At 43.7% G+C, this 18,215-nt stretch carries 16 protein-coding genes and 1 pseudogene; 10 read left to right on the forward strand and 7 right to left on the reverse strand.

What is annotated here, in order from left to right:
* Positions 1-22 precede the first annotated feature (22 nt).
* Entirely contained in the window at positions 23-454 is a 432-nt protein-coding gene (locus tag EI164_RS05345) for a YkvA family protein (protein ID WP_192518956.1), read from the reverse strand.
* A 230-nt stretch (positions 455-684) separates the two neighbouring features.
* Between EI164_RS05345 and EI164_RS05350 the strand changes: the two genes are divergently transcribed.
* Positions 685-1,989 (forward strand): LD-carboxypeptidase, encoded by a 1,305-nt coding sequence (locus EI164_RS05350; protein WP_192518957.1) that lies wholly within the window; start codon positions 685-687, stop codon positions 1,987-1,989.
* Between the two features lie 42 nt (positions 1,990-2,031).
* Here the strand turns inward: EI164_RS05350 and EI164_RS05355 are convergent, their stop codons facing one another.
* A complete protein-coding gene (locus EI164_RS05355; protein ID WP_192518958.1) occupies positions 2,032-3,054 on the reverse strand; it encodes a GlxA family transcriptional regulator in 1,023 nt (340 codons plus the stop codon).
* Between the two features lie 182 nt (positions 3,055-3,236).
* Between EI164_RS05355 and EI164_RS05360 the strand changes: the two genes are divergently transcribed.
* The 8 genes and pseudogenes from EI164_RS05360 to EI164_RS05395 all read left to right on the forward strand — a co-directional run bounded on the left by EI164_RS05360 (position 3,237) and on the right by EI164_RS05395 (position 12,423).
* Complete coding sequence (locus EI164_RS05360; protein ID WP_192518959.1) at positions 3,237-5,042, forward strand: acyl-CoA dehydrogenase; 1,806 nt, start codon at positions 3,237-3,239, stop codon at positions 5,040-5,042.
* Positions 5,043-5,076: 34 nt separating this feature from the next.
* Positions 5,077-6,084, forward strand: a complete 1,008-nt coding sequence (locus EI164_RS05365; RefSeq protein ID WP_225739126.1) for an NADP-dependent oxidoreductase — start codon at positions 5,077-5,079, stop codon at positions 6,082-6,084.
* Positions 6,085-6,087: 3 nt separating this feature from the next.
* The gene (locus tag EI164_RS05370) at positions 6,088-6,870 is read left to right on the forward strand and encodes an SDR family NAD(P)-dependent oxidoreductase (protein WP_192518960.1); all 783 of its coding nucleotides are present in this window, start codon (positions 6,088-6,090) and stop codon (positions 6,868-6,870) included.
* Between the two features lie 212 nt (positions 6,871-7,082).
* A complete protein-coding gene (locus tag EI164_RS05375; protein ID WP_225739127.1) occupies positions 7,083-7,847 on the forward strand; it encodes an SDR family oxidoreductase in 765 nt (254 codons plus the stop codon).
* 267 nt (positions 7,848-8,114) lie between these two features.
* Positions 8,115-8,975 (forward strand): HpcH/HpaI aldolase/citrate lyase family protein, encoded by an 861-nt coding sequence (locus tag EI164_RS05380; protein WP_192518962.1) that lies wholly within the window; start codon positions 8,115-8,117, stop codon positions 8,973-8,975.
* Between the two features lie 205 nt (positions 8,976-9,180).
* Positions 9,181-10,485 (forward strand): annotated as a pseudogene (locus tag EI164_RS05385) (efflux RND transporter periplasmic adaptor subunit).
* On the forward strand, positions 10,482-11,705 hold the full coding sequence (locus EI164_RS05390) for an ABC transporter permease (RefSeq protein ID WP_192518963.1): 1,224 nt from the start codon (positions 10,482-10,484) through the stop codon (positions 11,703-11,705). The pseudogene EI164_RS05385 and the gene EI164_RS05390 overlap by 4 nt, the downstream one beginning before the upstream one ends.
* Complete coding sequence (locus EI164_RS05395) at positions 11,698-12,423, forward strand: ABC transporter ATP-binding protein (RefSeq protein ID WP_192518964.1); 726 nt, start codon at positions 11,698-11,700, stop codon at positions 12,421-12,423. Before EI164_RS05390 ends, EI164_RS05395 begins: the two co-directional genes overlap by 8 nt.
* Before the next feature lie 15 nt (positions 12,424-12,438).
* Here EI164_RS05395 and EI164_RS05400 read toward each other — a convergent pair whose 3' ends face one another.
* The 5 genes from EI164_RS05400 to EI164_RS05420 all read right to left on the reverse strand — a co-directional run bounded on the left by EI164_RS05400 (position 12,439) and on the right by EI164_RS05420 (position 17,843).
* Positions 12,439-13,023, reverse strand: coding sequence for a TetR/AcrR family transcriptional regulator (locus EI164_RS05400; protein ID WP_192518965.1), 585 nt, complete (start codon positions 13,021-13,023; stop codon positions 12,439-12,441).
* 268 nt (positions 13,024-13,291) lie between these two features.
* On the reverse strand, positions 13,292-14,149 hold the full coding sequence (yghU, locus tag EI164_RS05405; RefSeq protein WP_192518966.1) for a glutathione-dependent disulfide-bond oxidoreductase: 858 nt from the start codon (positions 14,147-14,149) through the stop codon (positions 13,292-13,294).
* A 20-nt stretch (positions 14,150-14,169) separates the two neighbouring features.
* Positions 14,170-14,850 carry a glutathione S-transferase family protein gene (locus tag EI164_RS05410; protein WP_192518967.1) on the reverse strand — a complete coding sequence of 227 codons (681 nt, stop codon included), beginning with the start codon at positions 14,848-14,850 and terminating at the stop codon, positions 14,170-14,172.
* Positions 14,851-15,039: 189 nt separating this feature from the next.
* Complete coding sequence (locus EI164_RS05415) at positions 15,040-16,239, reverse strand: sugar transporter (RefSeq protein WP_192518968.1); 1,200 nt, start codon at positions 16,237-16,239, stop codon at positions 15,040-15,042.
* 215 nt (positions 16,240-16,454) lie between these two features.
* A complete protein-coding gene (locus EI164_RS05420; protein WP_192518969.1) occupies positions 16,455-17,843 on the reverse strand; it encodes a nuclease domain-containing protein in 1,389 nt (462 codons plus the stop codon).
* A gap of 116 nt (positions 17,844-17,959) precedes the next feature.
* On the opposite strand from EI164_RS05420, the gene EI164_RS05425 reads away from it, so the two are divergent.
* Positions 17,960-18,215 (forward strand): IS1 family transposase (locus tag EI164_RS05425; RefSeq protein ID WP_192518970.1); only part of this gene is annotated, 256 nt, incomplete at its 3' end.

Raw genomic sequence — 18,215 nt, forward strand, 5'->3', positions numbered from 1 at the left:
TTGTGGCTTTTTTGATTATGGTTTATTTTTTCACATTAGCATTGGTTTTGGTGGTTGACTGGCTATCTTTCCACACTTGATATTTTTGTAAATCTTTTTCGATCAATTTCAAGCAGAATTTTAGTACCAAAGCATCATCGATATGACCGATAAAGGGGATAAAGTCAGGAATTATATCAATAGGGTTTAGGGTATACAGCAAACCGACAATACCTGCCGAAATCGTCTTGTAAGGAACTTTCCGGTAATCGCCTTTATAGTAGTCCTTGAGCAAGCTCATAAACAGCAACAAATCTTTGGTGAAGTGCTCAAGATAGCTTTCACTCTTTAGTTTGTTTTTGAGCTTATCTTCTTTACCAATCAAGTATTCTACATCTGAGTCAAGTACATCATTTTTGTCTTGTTTGTCTTGTTTGTCTTGTTTGTCTTGTTTGTCGTTTTTTTTAGCAAACATCGGTATTCTCCCTATGTTCTTACGATGAATTCTTGTCCACTATAACAAAGTCATCACCGTTATGTGGTTTGTCTCAGTAGCGAAAAAGTAAATATGGGCAAGGGTTGGGCAACTATCAGCGCAAAAAACTGTCTACAATATACGGCTATGTGCTTTAAGCCAGTAAGTGGCAAAGATAAAGATGGCTTTACCAGTATATAAAAACAAAAATGATAAGGTAGTAGCGAGATATGAGCGCCAAAATACAATCACTAACAGATGATAATAAAAATGGTCATACGGCGATTGCAACGAAATCTGGATTGAACCGTCGCCAGTTTTTGCGTCAAGCTGGCGTGAGTGCAGGGGTAGGGTTATTAGCGACGCACAGTATTACTCAAGCATTGGCTTCTGATACGTTAGATTCTGGCACATTGTCTTCTAGTAGTACACAGTCTTCTAGTAGCACACAACTCACTAAAGATGACCTACCGTCTACGCTAACGGCTGATGATTCACTAGCGCGAATATCATCGACACAGACAAGCTGTATCGCGCCTACGATTGAGACACGACTGTTTGCCAGCTCAAACGTCGGTGGTAGTAAAGACCGTATCCAATTGGCACTAGAACGTATGGCATGTGCAGGTTTCAAGGTCAATAATCCAGTGATTACCAATCGTCAGTATCTGCGCTTCGCGGGAACTGACTCGCAGCGAGCCAGTGATCTGCAAAACATCGCGACTGGTGCTATTGCGGCACCTAAGCTGCTATTGGGCGTCCGTGGTGGCTATGGTGCCATGCGCATATTACCTATGGTGGACTGGTCGACACTTGGGCGTATCATGTCGGAGCGCGGTACGATACTCGCAGGCTTTAGTGATGTGACCGCTATTCAGTGCGCATTATTGGCAAAGGGTAACATGAGCTCGCTTGCTGCGCCGATGCTCTATAGCGAGTTTGGCAAGACCCAACCTGACCAAGTCAGCTGTCAGAAATTTGTGGACGCATTAACCAATCCTAACCTAACCATTACTATACGAGATGCTGCGTTAACCAGTCAGCAGCTTCCTGCCATATTGACAAAGGGTGAGCCAAAACCATTAACGGGTACTATTTGGGGTGGTAATCTGAGTGTGGTGTCAGCGCTGGCAGGTAGTGAGTATTTACCGCGTATTGATGGCGGTATCGTGTTTTTAGAAGATGTCGGTGAGCAAGCGTATCGTATTGAGCGCATGCTATATGATCTGTATTTGGCTGGCGTGTTCAAAAACCAGCAGGCCATTGTGTTTGGTGCATTGTCTGGTATAGGAGAGGATAGCTATGACAAACGTTATGATGCTGCTACCGTGGTGCGTCAGCTGCATAAATTAACAGGATTGCCTATTTATAGTGGTATGAGCTTTGGTCATATTGGACAAAAGCGCAGCTTTCCTCTTGGAGCAACCTGTCAGCTTACACCAAATACAGTTGGTGGCTATCAGTTGGCATTTACTGACTATCCAACCATCAAAGCAGAAGCTATCCATGTCGAAGGATTGTGGCAAGCGGTTTAGGCATTAGACAAACCCTATAAAGTTAGCCATTAAAGAACCGTGTTAAATCGCCAACCGAGAAAACTTTTCTTGATATTCTTTTGGTGTCAGCTCAGTTGCGCGCTTAAATAAGCGGGTGAATGAAGAGATATCATCGTAGCCGACTTGGTCAGCCAGTGATTTTATCGTCACATCCCCCAACTCTAGTAAGCGTTTTGCTTGTTCAATTCTGACGGCCTGAATATACTCAATGGGTCGCATGGTGACAGCAGACTGAAAGCGCCGGTTCAATGTGCGTGGCGTGATATTAGCCATTGCCGCCAAGCTACTGATTTGAAGCGGCTGCTGGAAGTTTTGCTCAATGAACTCTTGGACCTGTTTAATCAGTTGATCTGAATGTGGTTTGTGTAACGTCACATTGGTATAACTGTTCTGATTGCCTCTTTTGCTATCGATAATCTGAGTCTTTGCCACTTGGGTAGACACCTCACGCCCACAGTATCTCTCAATCAATAACAATGCCAAATCATAAAAAGCGCTACCGCCTGCCGCACAAAATATATTGCCTGATTGGTCTGCTGACTGGCCTTTTGATTGGGTGACAAACTGATTTTCCTGCAAATCAACCAACGGAAAGTCTGCCTTAAATTTACTCGCATAGCCCCAGTGAGTGGTCGCTACCTTATTGTCTAATAACCCAGCAGCAGCCAGAAAAAAAGCACCGCTACAGTTGCTAGCAATATCTGACTTAGTGTCTGCCAATCGTTTTAAATGCGGTATTAACGTTGCATTTCGGCTCAATACTTTATCGATTGAATCACCAATAGTCGGAATTAATAATAAATCGCATTCAGTTATGTTTTGAATGTCGCAATGTGCTTGCATGATTAAGCGATTGCTACATCTGATATCCACGCCACCAACGCTTGCTATCTGCACATTAAATCTTGGCTCTACTGGCTCATCTAAAAATCGTTGCCAACTGACACCAGTGAATGAGAATAAATCTAACGCACCTGTCAATGCGCTGCCGAGCACACCATCGAATCCAATAATAATGACCTTAAATGGTTTGAAATAGGGCATGGGTATCTATTCTCCTTTTACTTGGCTGACTAAAAATATCAATTTTTTATCTGAACTTTCTAAATATAAGTGCTATTTATGTCGTATTTGACCATAATTATGTCATAAATGACAATACGGTAAGGCGTTAAATTAGCTTAATATCGATTGATAACCAAATTTAATCAGCTAACGAGAATACTATGGCAGCAGATACGCTTATCAATGACTTTGAGTTACCGTTCCAATTATATGATGTATTGGGCACTGAACATTTAACCGAGCATGCTAAGTTTGCAGAGCATAGCCGCGAAACGTTTGATGCTGTATTGGATACAGCTAATAAAATTGCGACCCAGTTGTTTTTACCGCACAACCATGTAGCGGACAAGAATGAGCCACAGTTCGATGGCAAAAAGGTCAGCATGATAAGTGATGTAAAAGTCGCTTTTGATGCATTCCGTGAGTCAGGGTTCATTGCAGGTCGTTATCGCTTTGAAGACGGCGGCATGCAGTTACCTGAAACAGTCATGACGGCAGTTGCAGGCTATTTTATGGCTGCCAATCCATCAACGACTGCCTATCCATTTTTGACCACTGCTGCGATTAATGTGATTTCACATTTTGCCAGTGATGAGATTAAAGCTGCCTTTATGCCGCGTATGCTGACAGGTGAGTTTACTGGAACCATGGCATTGACCGAGCCACATGCAGGTTCGTCACTTGCTGATATCAAAACCACCGCAGTCAAACAATACGATGGTTCTTACCGCGTCAAAGGCAGCAAGATTTATATTTCAGGCGGTGATCACGAACTGTCTGACAATATCGTCCACTTAGTATTGGCCAAGATTCCGGGTGGTCCTGGCGGTGTTAAAGGCATCTCTTTATTTGCCGTCCCAAAATATCGTTTAAACGAAGATGCATCAGTCGGCGAACACAACGATGTGCATTTGACAGGACTCATTCATAAGCTAGGTTATAGAGGCACGACGTCTACGGCACTGAGCTTTGGTGACGAAGGTGAGTGTTATGGTTATCTGATCGGAGAAGCACATTTCGGCCTGCGCTATATGTTCAAAATGATGAACGAGGCGCGTATCGCTGTTGGTTTTGGCGCATCGATGGTTGGTTATCGCGGTTATCAGTATTCACTTGATTATGCCAAAGACAGAATGCAAGGCAGAATCGCCCCGAACAATAAACCTGAAGATGCGGCAACCGCTATCATTAATCATGGTGACGTAAAGCGCATGCTATTGGCGCAAAAAGCTTACTCTGAAGGTGGTATTTCATTATGCCTATATGGTTCAAACCTGATTGACCGTATCAATACTTGTGAAGATGAAACGCTAAAAAATGAGCTAACCGAACTATTAGATTTGCTAACGCCAGTGCTAAAAGCATGGCCATCTGAATATGGGCCAAAAGCCAATGACTTAGGTATTCAAGTATTGGGCGGCGCGGGCTATACACGTGAATATCAGGCTGAGCAGTTTTGGCGCGACAATCGTCTTAACCCCATCCATGAAGGCACAAATGGTGTGCAGGCATTGGATTTGTCATTTCGTAAGTTGTGGCAAAAAGGTGGGTTAGGCATTCAAATCCTAAAACGTGAGATTACACAAGATCTAGAAAGTATTACTACGCCTGAGAGTGCGCAACTTGCAGGCAAGCTGATGCCTTATATGGGTCACTTACATGAAGTATTGGTGCATCTCAGCAAAGTGTTACAAACCGAAGAAGCAGTGACATTGACGGGCAACGCGCAAGCATTGATGAATATCTTTGCCTCAATTGTGCTGAGCTGGATTTGGATTCGTCAAGCAAGTAAAGCTGAGCAGCTATTGAGCACGACGCAAGATGCTGAGCAGCAGAACTTCTACAAAGGCAAGATACAAGCGGCCAAATACTTCATCGATTGGGAACTGCCATTAGTTAAACGCGACATCGAATTATTAACCAATACCAACTCGGTTTGCACTGATATGCAAACAGAATGGTTCTAAGGACAACTCTAAAAGCAACTCTAAGGAAAGAGACATGACAATGATAAATAAACAATGGCGACTAAAAGCAAGACCCGTTGGCGCGCCAAGCGCTGAAACTTGGGACTATACCGAGACGAAAATACCGACGATTACCGATGGTCAGCTACTGATCAAGGTTGAATATATCTCTATCGATCCAGCGATGCGTGGTTGGTTGAACGATGCCAAATCTTATATCGCACCGGTACAGGTTGGTGACGTCATGCGCGCTGGTACTGTGGGCGAAGTGATTGAAAGCAAGCATGAGAAATTTGCGGTCGGTGACTATGTCGCAGGTCACGATGGCGTGCAGTCCTATGCCGTCAGTGATGGTGCCAATCTGTATAAAGTTGATCCAAAACTGGCGCCTTTGCCTTATTACTTGGGCGTACTCGGTATGCCAGGTATGACAGGATATTTTGGTCTGCTAAAAACAGGTCAGCCAAAAGCAGGCGAAACAGTAGTGGTATCAGGAGCTGCTGGTGCGGTTGGCAGTTTGGTCGGTCAGATTGCCAAAATCAAAGGCTGCCGCGTTGTTGGTATCGCAGGCGGTGCTGAGAAATGCAAATTTTTAGTCGATGAGCTTGGGTTTGATGCGACGATTGATTACAAAAATGAAGATGTCAAAAAAGCATTGAAGAAAACTTGTCCAGACGGCGTCGATGTGTATTTCGACAATGTAGGCGGTGATATCCTAAATGACGTACTGACTCAGATTAATCTGCATGCGCGTATCGTTATTTGCGGTGCGATTAGCCAGTATAACAACACCTCAGAAGTAAAAGGCCCATCGAATTATTTGTCATTACTCGTAAACCGTGCCCGTATGGAAGGCATTGTTGTCTTTGATAATATTAAAGAATATCCAATCGCTATGAAAGACATCGCTGGCTGGATTCAATCAGGTGATATGAAAGTGAAAGACCATATCGTTGAAGGTATCGAGACGTTCCCTGATACTCTAATGATGCTCTTTAACGGTGAAAATTTTGGCAAACTGGTACTTAAGGTAGAGGGATAGATCATGACACTGAATACAAATGGAATTGCATCAGATGTGGCGGGCAAACGAATTTTAATCACGGGCGGCGCCTCGGGTATCGGCGCAGCAAGCGCGTTATTACTAGCCAGTCGCGGCGCACAAGTCGTGATCGGTGATATGGCAGAAGAGATGGGAGAGGCGGTTGCCAAACAAGGCCAAGACGCTGGCAATAGTGTCGTCTTCAAAAAGGTAGACGTGACCTGTGGTGATGAAGTGCGTGCGCTGTTCGACTATGCAGTAGAAACGCTTGGCGGTCTGGATGTGGTGGTGAACAACGCTGGTATCGATCACAAGCCATCCCCAATGCATGAGCTGAGTGAAGAAGAGTTTGATCGCAATATCGCTGTGAATTTAAAAGGTGTTTGGCATTGTATGCGTGCCGCCGTCAATTGTATGCTACCTAATGGTGGTGGTCATGTGATCAATGTGGCGTCTATTGCAGGTCTGCGTTCAGCGCCGATGATTTCAGCTTATAGTGCGGCCAAACATGGGGTGATGGGTCTTACTAAATCTGCTGCCCATGAATATGCCCGCGCCAATATCCGTTTCAATGCGGTATGCCCAAGCTTTATCGATACCCCTATGGTACGCAATACGATGGCAACGATGGATGAGCGTACGCAGCAAGCAACGATCAAAGCCAGCCCGTTACGCCGATTAGGAAATGTCAATGAGATCTCTAATGCGATTGCATGGCTTGCTAGCGATGAGAGCAGCTTTATGAACGGTCATGCCTTTACCTTAGATGGTGGTATGTTGGCCTAATAGTCAGTCATGAGTTATTTACTTATGAGCGTAGGTAATCATTGTGGTATATCATAATGATTACCTATGTTTAAACCTAAATAGTTGAGACCTAAACAGATTTTATCTTTTATACATATTGTTTCTGCATAATAGGTGATGCGTATCAAAGATAAAAATCCGAACTTCACACTTGAATCGTATACAAGCCGTTTTTTAAAACATAAGGAATGATGATGAAAGATTTATTTGATTTAACTGGTAAGATTGCTCTAGTGACTGGTGCTAGCCGTGGTATTGGTGAGTCGATTGCACGTTTGCTTGCCTCAAGAGGTGCGCATGTGATTGTCTCTAGTCGTAAGATTCACGCCTGTCAAGCAGTAGCTGATAGCATCATTGCTGAGGGTCATAAAGCCAGCGCCTTTGCTTGCCATGTGGGTGATATGGATCAGATTAACGCTGTTTTTGAGCATATCAAAAGCGAGTTTGGTCAAATCGATATCCTAGTGAATAATGCCGCTGCAAATCCTTATTACGGCCATATCTTAGATACGGATTTAGCCGCTTTTGATAAGACTGTGGAAGTAAATATTCGCGGTTATTTCTTTATGTCGACTGCTGCTGGCAAAATGATGCGCGAGCAGGGTGGTGGGGTGATCTTGAATACCGCATCGGTTAACGGTTTGGTCGCAGGTGACAAGCAAGGTATTTATTCAATTACCAAAGCAGCCGTCATCAGTATGACCAAAGCCTTTGCAAAAGAATGCGGCCCATTAAACATTCGAGTCAATGCGCTCTTACCAGGATTAACCGATACTAAGTTTGCCTCAGCTTTGACCACCAATGATACCGTGTTAAAAATGGCATTACATGCGATACCTCTAGGGCGTGTGGCTGACCCAGATGAAATGGCTGGTACGGTATTGTATTTAGTCTCTGATGCTTCGAGTTATACCACAGGTGCAACAATCGTTGTGGATGGCGGTATGCTGGCTTAATCAGTCAGCTATCGAAGATAAGCTTAAAAAAAAGTTGCTGTTAAAAACCGCAAGTAACAACCGAATATAAGAGCCGCATATAAAAACTGCAAGTAAGAACCGCATAAGATTAGTTTCTATGCGGTTTTTTTTGATTTAGTTTTGTGATGAAATATCTAAGTAACCTTGGTTTTGCACTAATAAATGGCTAATTTTAAATGGGCATCAGCTCTATAGTGGCATAATAAATATGCTAGTAGCTATTTGGACAATATAATGGAGTGACGCATGGACTCAGTGATTAATAATAAAATAAATACAATTTTTCAAAATAAAACTTGGCTATTCGTGCCAGCAACTCGCATTGATAGAGTCGTAAAAGCATTTAATAGCGGTGCAGATGCGGTTGTCGTCGATTTAGAAGATGCTGTGGCAGCAGAAGATAAAGCACAAGCTCGCAAAGCATTGCAACAATATCATGACAGTGCTGACTATCAGCCAGTTTGGCTACGTATTAATAAAGCAGGCAGTGATGCATTTATACAAGATATTCAGCTTTGCCAACAGCTGCCTAATCTTGCAGGGATTGTGCTTGCAAAATGTGAGACCCCATTAGATATTGAGCAAGCCCATCAGGGTACTGGGTTACCTGTAATCGCACTAATAGAAAGCGCGCATGGTCTGTATCAGATCGATGCAATGGCCAAAATGTCAGGATTAGCCGCGTTTAGTTATGGGTTTTTGGACTTGTGCAATGATTTGCGAGTACAAGTAGATACCCCTGCCGCCGATATCGTCGCCAATCAGATTCGCTATCAGTTGGTACTGACCTCTAAAGTGCATCAGCTAGCACCACCGATCGATACGGTCTATCCTGACTTTCATGACGATGAAGGCCTGAGCGATCGAGTACAGTTATGGTCGCAGATGGGTATGTCAGGGATGCTTTGTATTCACCCTAAACAGGTGGTGGTTGTGCAACAAACGTTACGACCAACAGATGAAGCAGTGTTATTTGCTCAGCAAGTGGTAACGGAGTACGAGCGTAGCGGACAGGCTGTATTTAAAATAGATGGTCAAATGGTAGACGCCCCCGTTATTCAGCGTTGCCTACAATTATTGAGTAAGAATGAGCAGGATAAGTACTAAAAATTAAGTGCTAAAAATAGTGTGATAGCACGCCTTTTATTTATAAAAGTATCTATAAGGTATATTATATAAATACTAATATTGTTGGTACAATGATTTTTATATTTGCATTGTGGTTGTCTTTAATAGGCTACCGCTGGGCGTAAAATATTTTATACTTGATTCCTCATTATAAGACGCTGTTCATCAAAATCGGAGAAGTTCATTGCGCGCTATCAACTATAAGTATTTGATTGTGATCTTACTGCTGATAGTTGCAGTTGGTTTTGTTGTATTTCGTACATGGCGAGGCCCACTATTACCTAGCTATACCATCACCCCTATGCCGCTCGTGCAAACAGTGGTTGCAACTGGACGTGTCGTGACGACATCACGCACGCAAATCGGTAGTGAGGTGAGCGGAGTGGTGCTTGAGCGCTTGGTACAAGAAGGTGATCAAGTAGCAAAAGGGGACTTATTATTGCTACTCAGCTCGGATGATGTGGCTGCACAAGTACGTCAAGTAGAGGCCGAACTGACTGAGCTAGTGAGCAGTAGACGCCCACAGGCCGCGGTAGAGCTATCCAAAGCTGAAGTACAGCTGGCACAAGCGACTCGTGATGTGGCACGTCGCCGTGAGTTGGCAGCGATTTCAGCCATCTCGGATGAAGAGTTGGAGCAAGCAGAACAGGCACAAAGCCAAGCAGGTAACGACCTAAAAGCTGCGCGTCTAAGAGTTAAGGCATTAGCCGCTGGCGGTGTTGAAGAAGTGCTAATACGTGAGCGTATCGCGGTATTGCAAGCTCAGCTCGATAAGACTGAAGTACGCAGCAAGGTCGCTGGCACGGTACTCACACGTGATGTCGAACCAGGTGACTTGGTACAGCCAGGCAAAACATTATTTACCATCGCGCTTGCTGGCAATACAGAAATTCATGTGCCGCTTGATGAGCGCAACTTATCACGTTTGGCATTAGAGCAAGAGGCAGTCGCTCTTGCCGATGCTTATCCGGATCAGCCTTTTCCTACCCGTATTGATTTTATAGCGCCAAGTATTGATTCTGAGCGTGGTACGGTTGAAGTTAGACTGTCAGTTGATCCAGTGCCTGAGTTCTTACGGCAAGACATGACCGTTTCTGTGAATATCGAAACAGGTCGACGCGCACAAGCGTTGGTCATTCCGAATGATGCTTTAACAAATATTCAAAAAGATACAGCTCAAGTACGATTACTACGTGATGGTAAAGTACAGCGTCAAAAAATAACGTTAGGGCTACGCGGCTTGGCAATGTCCGAAGTGGTTTAAGGATTAAGTGAGGGCGATCAAGTATTGGCTGATGCGACCTCGTCATTAGCCGATGGTGAGCGAGTACGCACGGAATCGAAAGAGATGCCGCTTGTTAGTAGTAGCAATCTGACTAGCAGCGATTCGTCTAACAATCCTTCAAACAGCAATGCTTCTAAAGATAAGGCTTCGAACAACCATGACGACTCAGCGGCTAGCGATAAAGCATCGGTGGCCACAACGTGAAAATATTTTTTGGGCGACTATGGATCAACGCGGTCATTGCGCTCAGTTTTTTGCGTGAAGGGCGGGTACAGTCACTGATGATCACTGTGGGTGTGGCCATTGGTGTGGCTGTTATTGTGTTTATCACAGCCTTGATTCAAGGTTTACAGACCAATCTGATTGATAGCACGCTTGGTAGTCAATCCCACATTCAATTGGTATCGCCAGATGAAACCAACTTAATGGCACCAGTAGCAGCGGGTACCGTACAGCTGGTGCAAGAAGACAAACGTCCTCAGCGGTTACGATCTATCAATAACTGGCAGCAGATTACCGATACTCTTGATCAACTGCCATTTTTGACGGCAGTTTCACCTGTGGTATCAGGGCCTGCGTTTGTTCGGCGAGGAGAAGCCTTAGAGTCGGTGGTATTGATCGGTACTGAGCTTGAGCGTTACCAAAAAATCATACCGCTTGATGAGTATCTAATCAGTGGCGATCTGCGAATCGGTGCTGATAATGTGCTCATCGGTAGCGAGCTTGCCAAAAACCTCGGTGTGCAAGTGGGTAGCAAGCTGCGATTAGATACAGGTCAGCAGGACAATACTGTGGTAAATGTGGCTGGTATATTTGAATTGGGTGTTCGAGAGCTAGACGCGCGTTATGTCTATTTAGATTTAAAACAAGCACAATCATTATTAAGCCTACCAGGCGGCGTTACGGTGATAGATTTGACGGTTGCAGATATTTTTGAGGCAGACAATATCGCTGAACAAGTAGGGCGATTGACATCGTTACAGGCAGAGAGTTGGATCGAGACCAACGCCCAATTAATGAGTGGTCTTTCAGCGCAAAGCTTGTCTACCAATATGATTATTGTGTTTGTGGGTATTTCGGTCGCCTTTGGCATTGCGAGCGTACTATCCGTCAGTGTGGTACAGCGTACTCGAGAAATTGGGATTTTGCGTGCAACTGGTGCCACTCGTCAGCAGATATTATGGATATTTTTGATTCAGGGCGCTGTGTTTGGTTTGCTAGGGTCTGTTTTGGGTAGTGCGGTGAGTTATGTGCTGGTGTGGGCATTTAACACTTTTGGCCCAAGTTTGTTTTATATTCCAGTGTCTATAGAGCTTGTCTTGCTGGCTATGTTGCTAGCGACGTTAACCGGTATATTGGCAGCGGCGATACCAGCGCGCCGAGCTGCCGCATTGGATCCAGTAGTGGCTATTCGTTATGTCTAATAATAACTCTCATGAAGTGCTGCGTTTAGAGGCACTAAAAAAATCTTATAATATCGGTCAGCCCAATGAGATTGAGGTGCTACATGGTATCGATTTACGTATCGATAATGATGATTTTGCGGCGCTAATTGGGCCTTCGGGCTCTGGCAAAAGCACCTTGTTGAATGTGCTTGGCTTGCTAGATACGCCTACTAGTGGTGAGCTGTATCTGCTCGGGCAGCCGACGAGCAAGATGGATGATGCTGGTCGTACGGCACTACGAGGTAATAGTATTGGCTTTGTCTTTCAGTTTCATCACCTTATTCAGGCATTTACGGCGTTGGACAATATATTAATGCCATTAATGCTGACCAAGGGTCGCCCAAATCATTCTGCAATACAGAAGGCACGCGAGTTACTGGAGGCGGTGGGTTTGGAGAAGTTTGCCGACACTAAGCCAAATGAGCTTTCAGGTGGTCAACAGCAACGAGTGGCTATTGCTCGCGCACTGATAACTGAGCCTGCATTATTATTAGCGGATGAACCGACTGGCAATCTAGATACGGTAACCGCTGCTGAGGTGTTTGAACTGTTTCGTCAGGTCAACCGTGAGCGTGATTGTGGGGTATTGCTAGTGACTCATGACCCACGTCTATCAGCATCCTGTGATCGTACCATTAATCTGGTAGACGGTCTTATCGAAAGTGATGCGCTAAATGTTAAAAGATTTGAGTCCTAATATCACAAAGTAGTTTTACAAAAACGTCTCGAACATTCTGTCAATATACTGTTCGACCGCTTGTTTATCATCGGTTACTTGCGCATAGGTTCTCAAGCCCATCATCTGAATTTGGAAATAGCGCCCCAGCTCAGTGGCGTCCTTACTAGCATCAATCTCACCATTATCAATGGCTTGTTGAAAAACTTTGACAAAAGAGGCTTCGACATTTTCCAAAATACTTGTCGCATGGTCGAGCAGGTCGGGGCTGTCGTTTTTCGTTAGCTCACTGACTGTTTTGACAATCATGCACATGCCACTCGGAGACGTACTTTTATTACAGACAGTCACGCTATGGATGAAGCGTTTTAGACCCTCAAGCTTGGTTTTTTCTTGTGCAATACTATTGGCAAGGTTTGTAGCGCCTTGCTCAGCATAGCGATTTAACGCCTCTTTAAACAGGCTGTCTTTATTGCCAAAAGCGGCATAAATGCTGCCAGGACGCATATCGACTACGTCTTGTAGGTTTCTCATAGACGTGGCGTGATAGCCTTTTTCCCAGTACAGGTCTTTGGCTTTTTCGATGACCTCATCACGGTCAAACTTGGCATGTGCACTCATCATTTTCACCTTAAAAGCAGTTATAGCCAATCCGTTATAAATTGGATACGGTGGCAGTCTCGTTCAGTCTACTATTCGTAGCACTTTTACTCGGCTTCCTTGTATTCCAACTATATTGCACCGACTATGTTTTAAAACTATCAGAAAACAATAATCAGAAAACCAAGTAACACTATTATCGTTTGCATTGATAATGATGTCACTTGGTTTTTATGTGTTATCCGTATTCAAACGGATGTTTTAGTCAGAATAAATTTAGTAGGTAAGTCTACTCTGGTTTTAATGCTAATACATCATCGATATCTTGAGCAGTATGGCGGTTTGCTAACTGTTCCCACGCTTCGCCCCAAGTGCGGTTGACGATACGACCACGTTGTACGGCTGGTCTTGCCAAAATAGCGTTTGCCCAACGTTGTACATGAGGGTAGTCATCAACCTGCAAAAACTCTTGTGCGTCGTATTGAGTGCCCACGACCAAGTTGCCGTACCATGGCCAAGTCGCGATATCGGCAATACTGTACTCATCACCAGCGAGAAACTCATTGTTTGCCAACTGCTTATCTAATACATCTAATTGGCGCTTGGTTTCCATGGTAAAGCGATTGATCGCATATTCGAATTTTTCGGGCGCATAAGCATAAAAGTGACCGAAACCACCACCTAAGTAAGGTGCAGAACCGTGTAACCAAAATAACCAGTTAAACACTTGGGTCCGCGCGCTTCCTTTTTCAGGTAATAGTACTCCAAATTTTTCAGCAAGATGTACCAAAATAGAGGCAGATTCAAACACAGACTCATTATCTTCGCCACTTCGATCGACCAAAGCGGGAATTTTTGAGTTGGGATTGACATCTACAAACCCTGATCCGAACTGGTCACCTTCACCAATCTGGATCATATGTGCATCATATTCTGCCGCTTTGCCCAGTGCCAGTAACTCTTCTAACATGATCGTTACTTTTTGGCCATTAGGCGTGGCGATAGAGTAAAGCTGTAAGTCATGTTCACCTACTGGTAGCGCTTGCTCATGAGTAGCGCCTGAAACGGGGCGATTGACACTGGCCCATCTGCCGCCACTCTCTGCATCATGCGTCCAGACTTTTGGTGGTACGTATTGGTCCGTCATTTTTATAACTCCTCGCGCGATTATGCGTCTTTTGCGAAGTTTTGTGGATATAGAGCACGGGCAGCGACTTCATCAAACTCAGACTTAAATTCGATATCTTTGGCAATGTTGCGCGCTTTCTCTACTGCAGGTCGGTTATTGATGCTAGTAAACCAACGCTTTAGGTTAGGGTAGTTATCTAAACCGGGCTCGCCTAATATAAACGCCGCCTTATCAATCCAGCCCCATGCAGAAATATCAGCGATAGAGTAGTCATCACCAACCAAGTACTCACGGCCTTCCATATGCTTGTCTAGCACTTCGTAATGACGCTCTGCTTCACGAAGGTAGCGATTGATAGCGTAAGGAATTTTTTCTGGTGCTTTATGACTAAAGTGTACTGATTGACCAGAAAAAGGTCCTAGACCAGTCGCTATAAACATGAGCCATGACAGCATTTCACCACGATCTTCAGGCTTGCCTGCTAGTTGACCTGTTTTTTCGGCCAAGTACATCAGGATAGCAGTCGAATCAAAGACGCGCTTACCATCGTCTTCAATCGCTGGCGTTTTACCATTAGGGTTGATAGCACGGTATTCAGGAGTATGCTGTTCACCCTTCATCGTATCCACTGCGACTAACTCATATGGTAGACCTGTCTCCATTAAATAGAGTGCTACTTTCATCGGGTTAGGGGTTTGGTGAAAATAAAACTTTAACATTATAATATCCTTATGCGTTTTAGGTATTGATCTGAACGGATTGAACAGCCTGTGAACTATATTTTGTAGAACCACTATAAACAAAAATGAACGACCGTTCAAGTTTATTTTGAGCAGTCGTTCATTTTATTACCAAATATAAGGATAAAATAACGCATGAGGGCGCATCGTTATTTTGAAAATAGTCAGTTAACCGAGTCTTTCGCTCAATTCAGAAAAGCGTTTTATCATAAAAATCAGTAATAGCAAGGCAACACCAGCGATAATCGCACCGACATACCCGACACTAGATAGTGAAATATGCATCACCGCATAACCACCAAATAGCGCACCTGTACCAATACCTAAATTAATAATGCCTGAGAACATCGACATCAGCATGTCTTGTGCATTGACATCGATCATAATCACTTTGGCTTGCATAGAGATAATGAGTAGCATTAGTGCTGCGCCCCAGAGCATCGCAATCAAGCTGATCGCCCATACCGAGGTGACCGCTAGCGACAGAACAAGCATCGATACCAGCATCAATATAGTAGATATCAGCATCAACCTAGTGTTGAATTTATCGCCCCAACGACTGAATATAACACTACCGACAATCCCTGCGATACCGAATAAAAGTAACACGAAAGTCGCTGCATTTTCACTGACTGCGCCGACCTGTCGCATGAATGGCTCGATATAAGAGTAAGCGGTATAGTGAGCGGTGAAGACAAGCAGAATCAGGAGATAAAGACAGACCAATAATGGGTTTTTGAGTAATTCTGGTACTTTTCTAAAAGAACCTTGAAACATACTGGGCAGGATAGGCAAGAGCCTCGCTTGTAATATAAATACGATTGAGGCGACCACACCAATACTGCCAAATGTCGCACGCCACCCAAACCATTGCCCGATTAAACGCCCCAAAGGCACACCTAATACCATCGCCAATGAAGTGCCTGTCGCCAGCACACTGAGCGCCAATGCTTTTTTGCCTTCAGGTGCTACGCGTATGGCTATAGCCGCCGTGATGGACCAAAATATCGAATGTGATAAGGCAATACCAACGCGGCTGATGAGTAGCACATCAAAGCTCCATGCAAACACTGATAGCGCATGACTGGCGATAAATACCGCAAAGATTCCCAAGAGCAAACGTTTGCGTTCAAACTGGCTGGTTAGTAGCATCAGCGGCAATGACATAGCAGCGACAATCCATGCATACAATGTCAGCATCCAGCCAGTCTCTGCCGTCGTGATAGAGAAGTCTTGGGCGATGTCACTTAATAAGGCGACGGGTACAAACTCTGTAGTATTCATGATAAAGGCACTAACACCCATCAAAAATACTTGAAAATACTGAGTTCGGCGAGCATCTGAGCTCACCTTAAGGTTGTGTTTCATAATATCCAATATAAAGCAGATGTTAATACTACGGGCGATAGGTCACAGTGGGGCAGACTTTCTTAGAATACAAGGGCCGCGAGGCAAGATAACAAGTGAAAATAAGTCGTGGAAGGTGCTTTTTACTAAAGATTGTTAATGAGCTATTTATTTAAAATTTTTGAAAGACATAGTATGAGTCGTTATAGCCTGTCTATAAGCAAGTCTAAGGCTGGTTAGATTAATGCTTGTTGATAGACTGTCTGTAGCTCATCAAAACTGGCTGCTTGTTGTAAGTGCTCTAGGGTAGTGAGCTTCATTGAGTTTTTGAAATCACGCAAGGGCACATTATCAACCGTGTCTCTTATAGTTAGGGGCTTGCCTAGTCTAAATAAGTAGTATGGTTTCGTATCTTTAGAGCTCTTACCAGATTGTTCAGCAGTTATTGATCTTCTAGGGACAAGAGTAACACTTTCAATTGGCCATAATTTGCTTATTTGTTTACTCGTTAGTTGAGCGTCATTGGTCGTAGCAATAGCTAAATAGCGTATTTCATTGACGATATGTTGTTTGTATTTATCTAAAAATGTAGTTTGAGGTAAGTGATACCACTGAGCGGTACTGTGTTTGAAGCCATCTATATACTCTTTATGACGTCCCGCTTTTGGTGCTAGTGCAATGGTCAAGGTCAAATCTGGATAGAGGATTTGCTCCATGCCTGAGTATGGTATACGTGTTGCTTCTTGCAAATACAAACGCTCTTCGAGTTGATGGTTATGTTTAGCAACTTTATCAACCTGATGGCTATTAGCTTGATAAGCGACAGCCTTGCTGTTCACCTCATTGTTTCTTATTGTATTATTGGTCAACGCGATAGTGCTTGATTGTGTATCATTAGATTGAGAGTTGATGCCATTACCAAGCTGTTGGCGCAGAAAACTTAATAGCCAGTAATGTCCAGCATTGCTTTTTGAATTCGTTTTTAGGGCGTTTGGCAATAGTGCAAATGCACCAATACTGACCTCGTCAATGGAATTGAGATAAGGGTTTTTAGTATCTAACTGGTTGAAATAACCTGGGTATAGCGCAAATGCGCCAAATATCGGACGGCTTTTTTGCGTTTTGGCTGTTTCTTTATTGCTACCTTTTTCATTAAGAGAGTTTTTATCTCGTTCAATACGAATCAAGGCATCACGATAACGGTGCATTTGATTGATGGCATCATCCGGTACAAAATCCATAGTATCAATGTTTTGTTCAGGATCATCATAGCGACTTTTAAGTGTCTTGATACGGTATTTAGCATCGAACAACCAAATAAAGCGTTTGTTATTGGGTAGAGTAACTTCTAAGACGATATCAGGTTTTTGGCTAACTGAATAAGTTCGAATATCTTTGGTTGTTTTATTAAATGGTGGTTCATGTGCTAACCTTGCTGTAATACCATCATTACGTTCAAACTCAAATGCACCAGCGAAGCCATCTTGGAGCTGATATTCAAAAAAGTCTTTAAGTTTTAACGCTTGCTTACTGGCAGATACTTCCTTAAAGCCCAACTCATCTATCAAGATGTTTCTAATGGTCAAAAAACACCAGACTTCGTAGATTTCCGCGACTGACTTCATAGAGATGCTAGATTGGTTGTCAAAGACATCTAGATAAAATTTTGGTGGTGTGTCAGAAAGTATGCTGAAGAAATAAAGGAGGGTGACAGCCAAAGCAAGATGATATATTTGAGGTTATGAAGACACAAATAGATATCAGCTGCCCCGACTGTCACAGTCCCAGTTTAAAGAAAAACGGCATAAAAAGCTATGGCAAGCAGAACTACCAATGCAAGGACTGCAAACGTCAATTCATTGGTGACCATGCCTTAACTTATAAGGGCTGTCACTCTAAAATAGAAGACATCATACGGCTAATGACGGTGAGAGGTTGCGGTGTTAGAGACATAGCTATTATAGCCTCAGTCAGTATCGGTAAAGTATTGGGCACCA

It is taken from the genome of Psychrobacter sp. FME13 (assembly GCF_014861395.1).
Taxonomy (GTDB): domain Bacteria; phylum Pseudomonadota; class Gammaproteobacteria; order Pseudomonadales; family Moraxellaceae; genus Psychrobacter.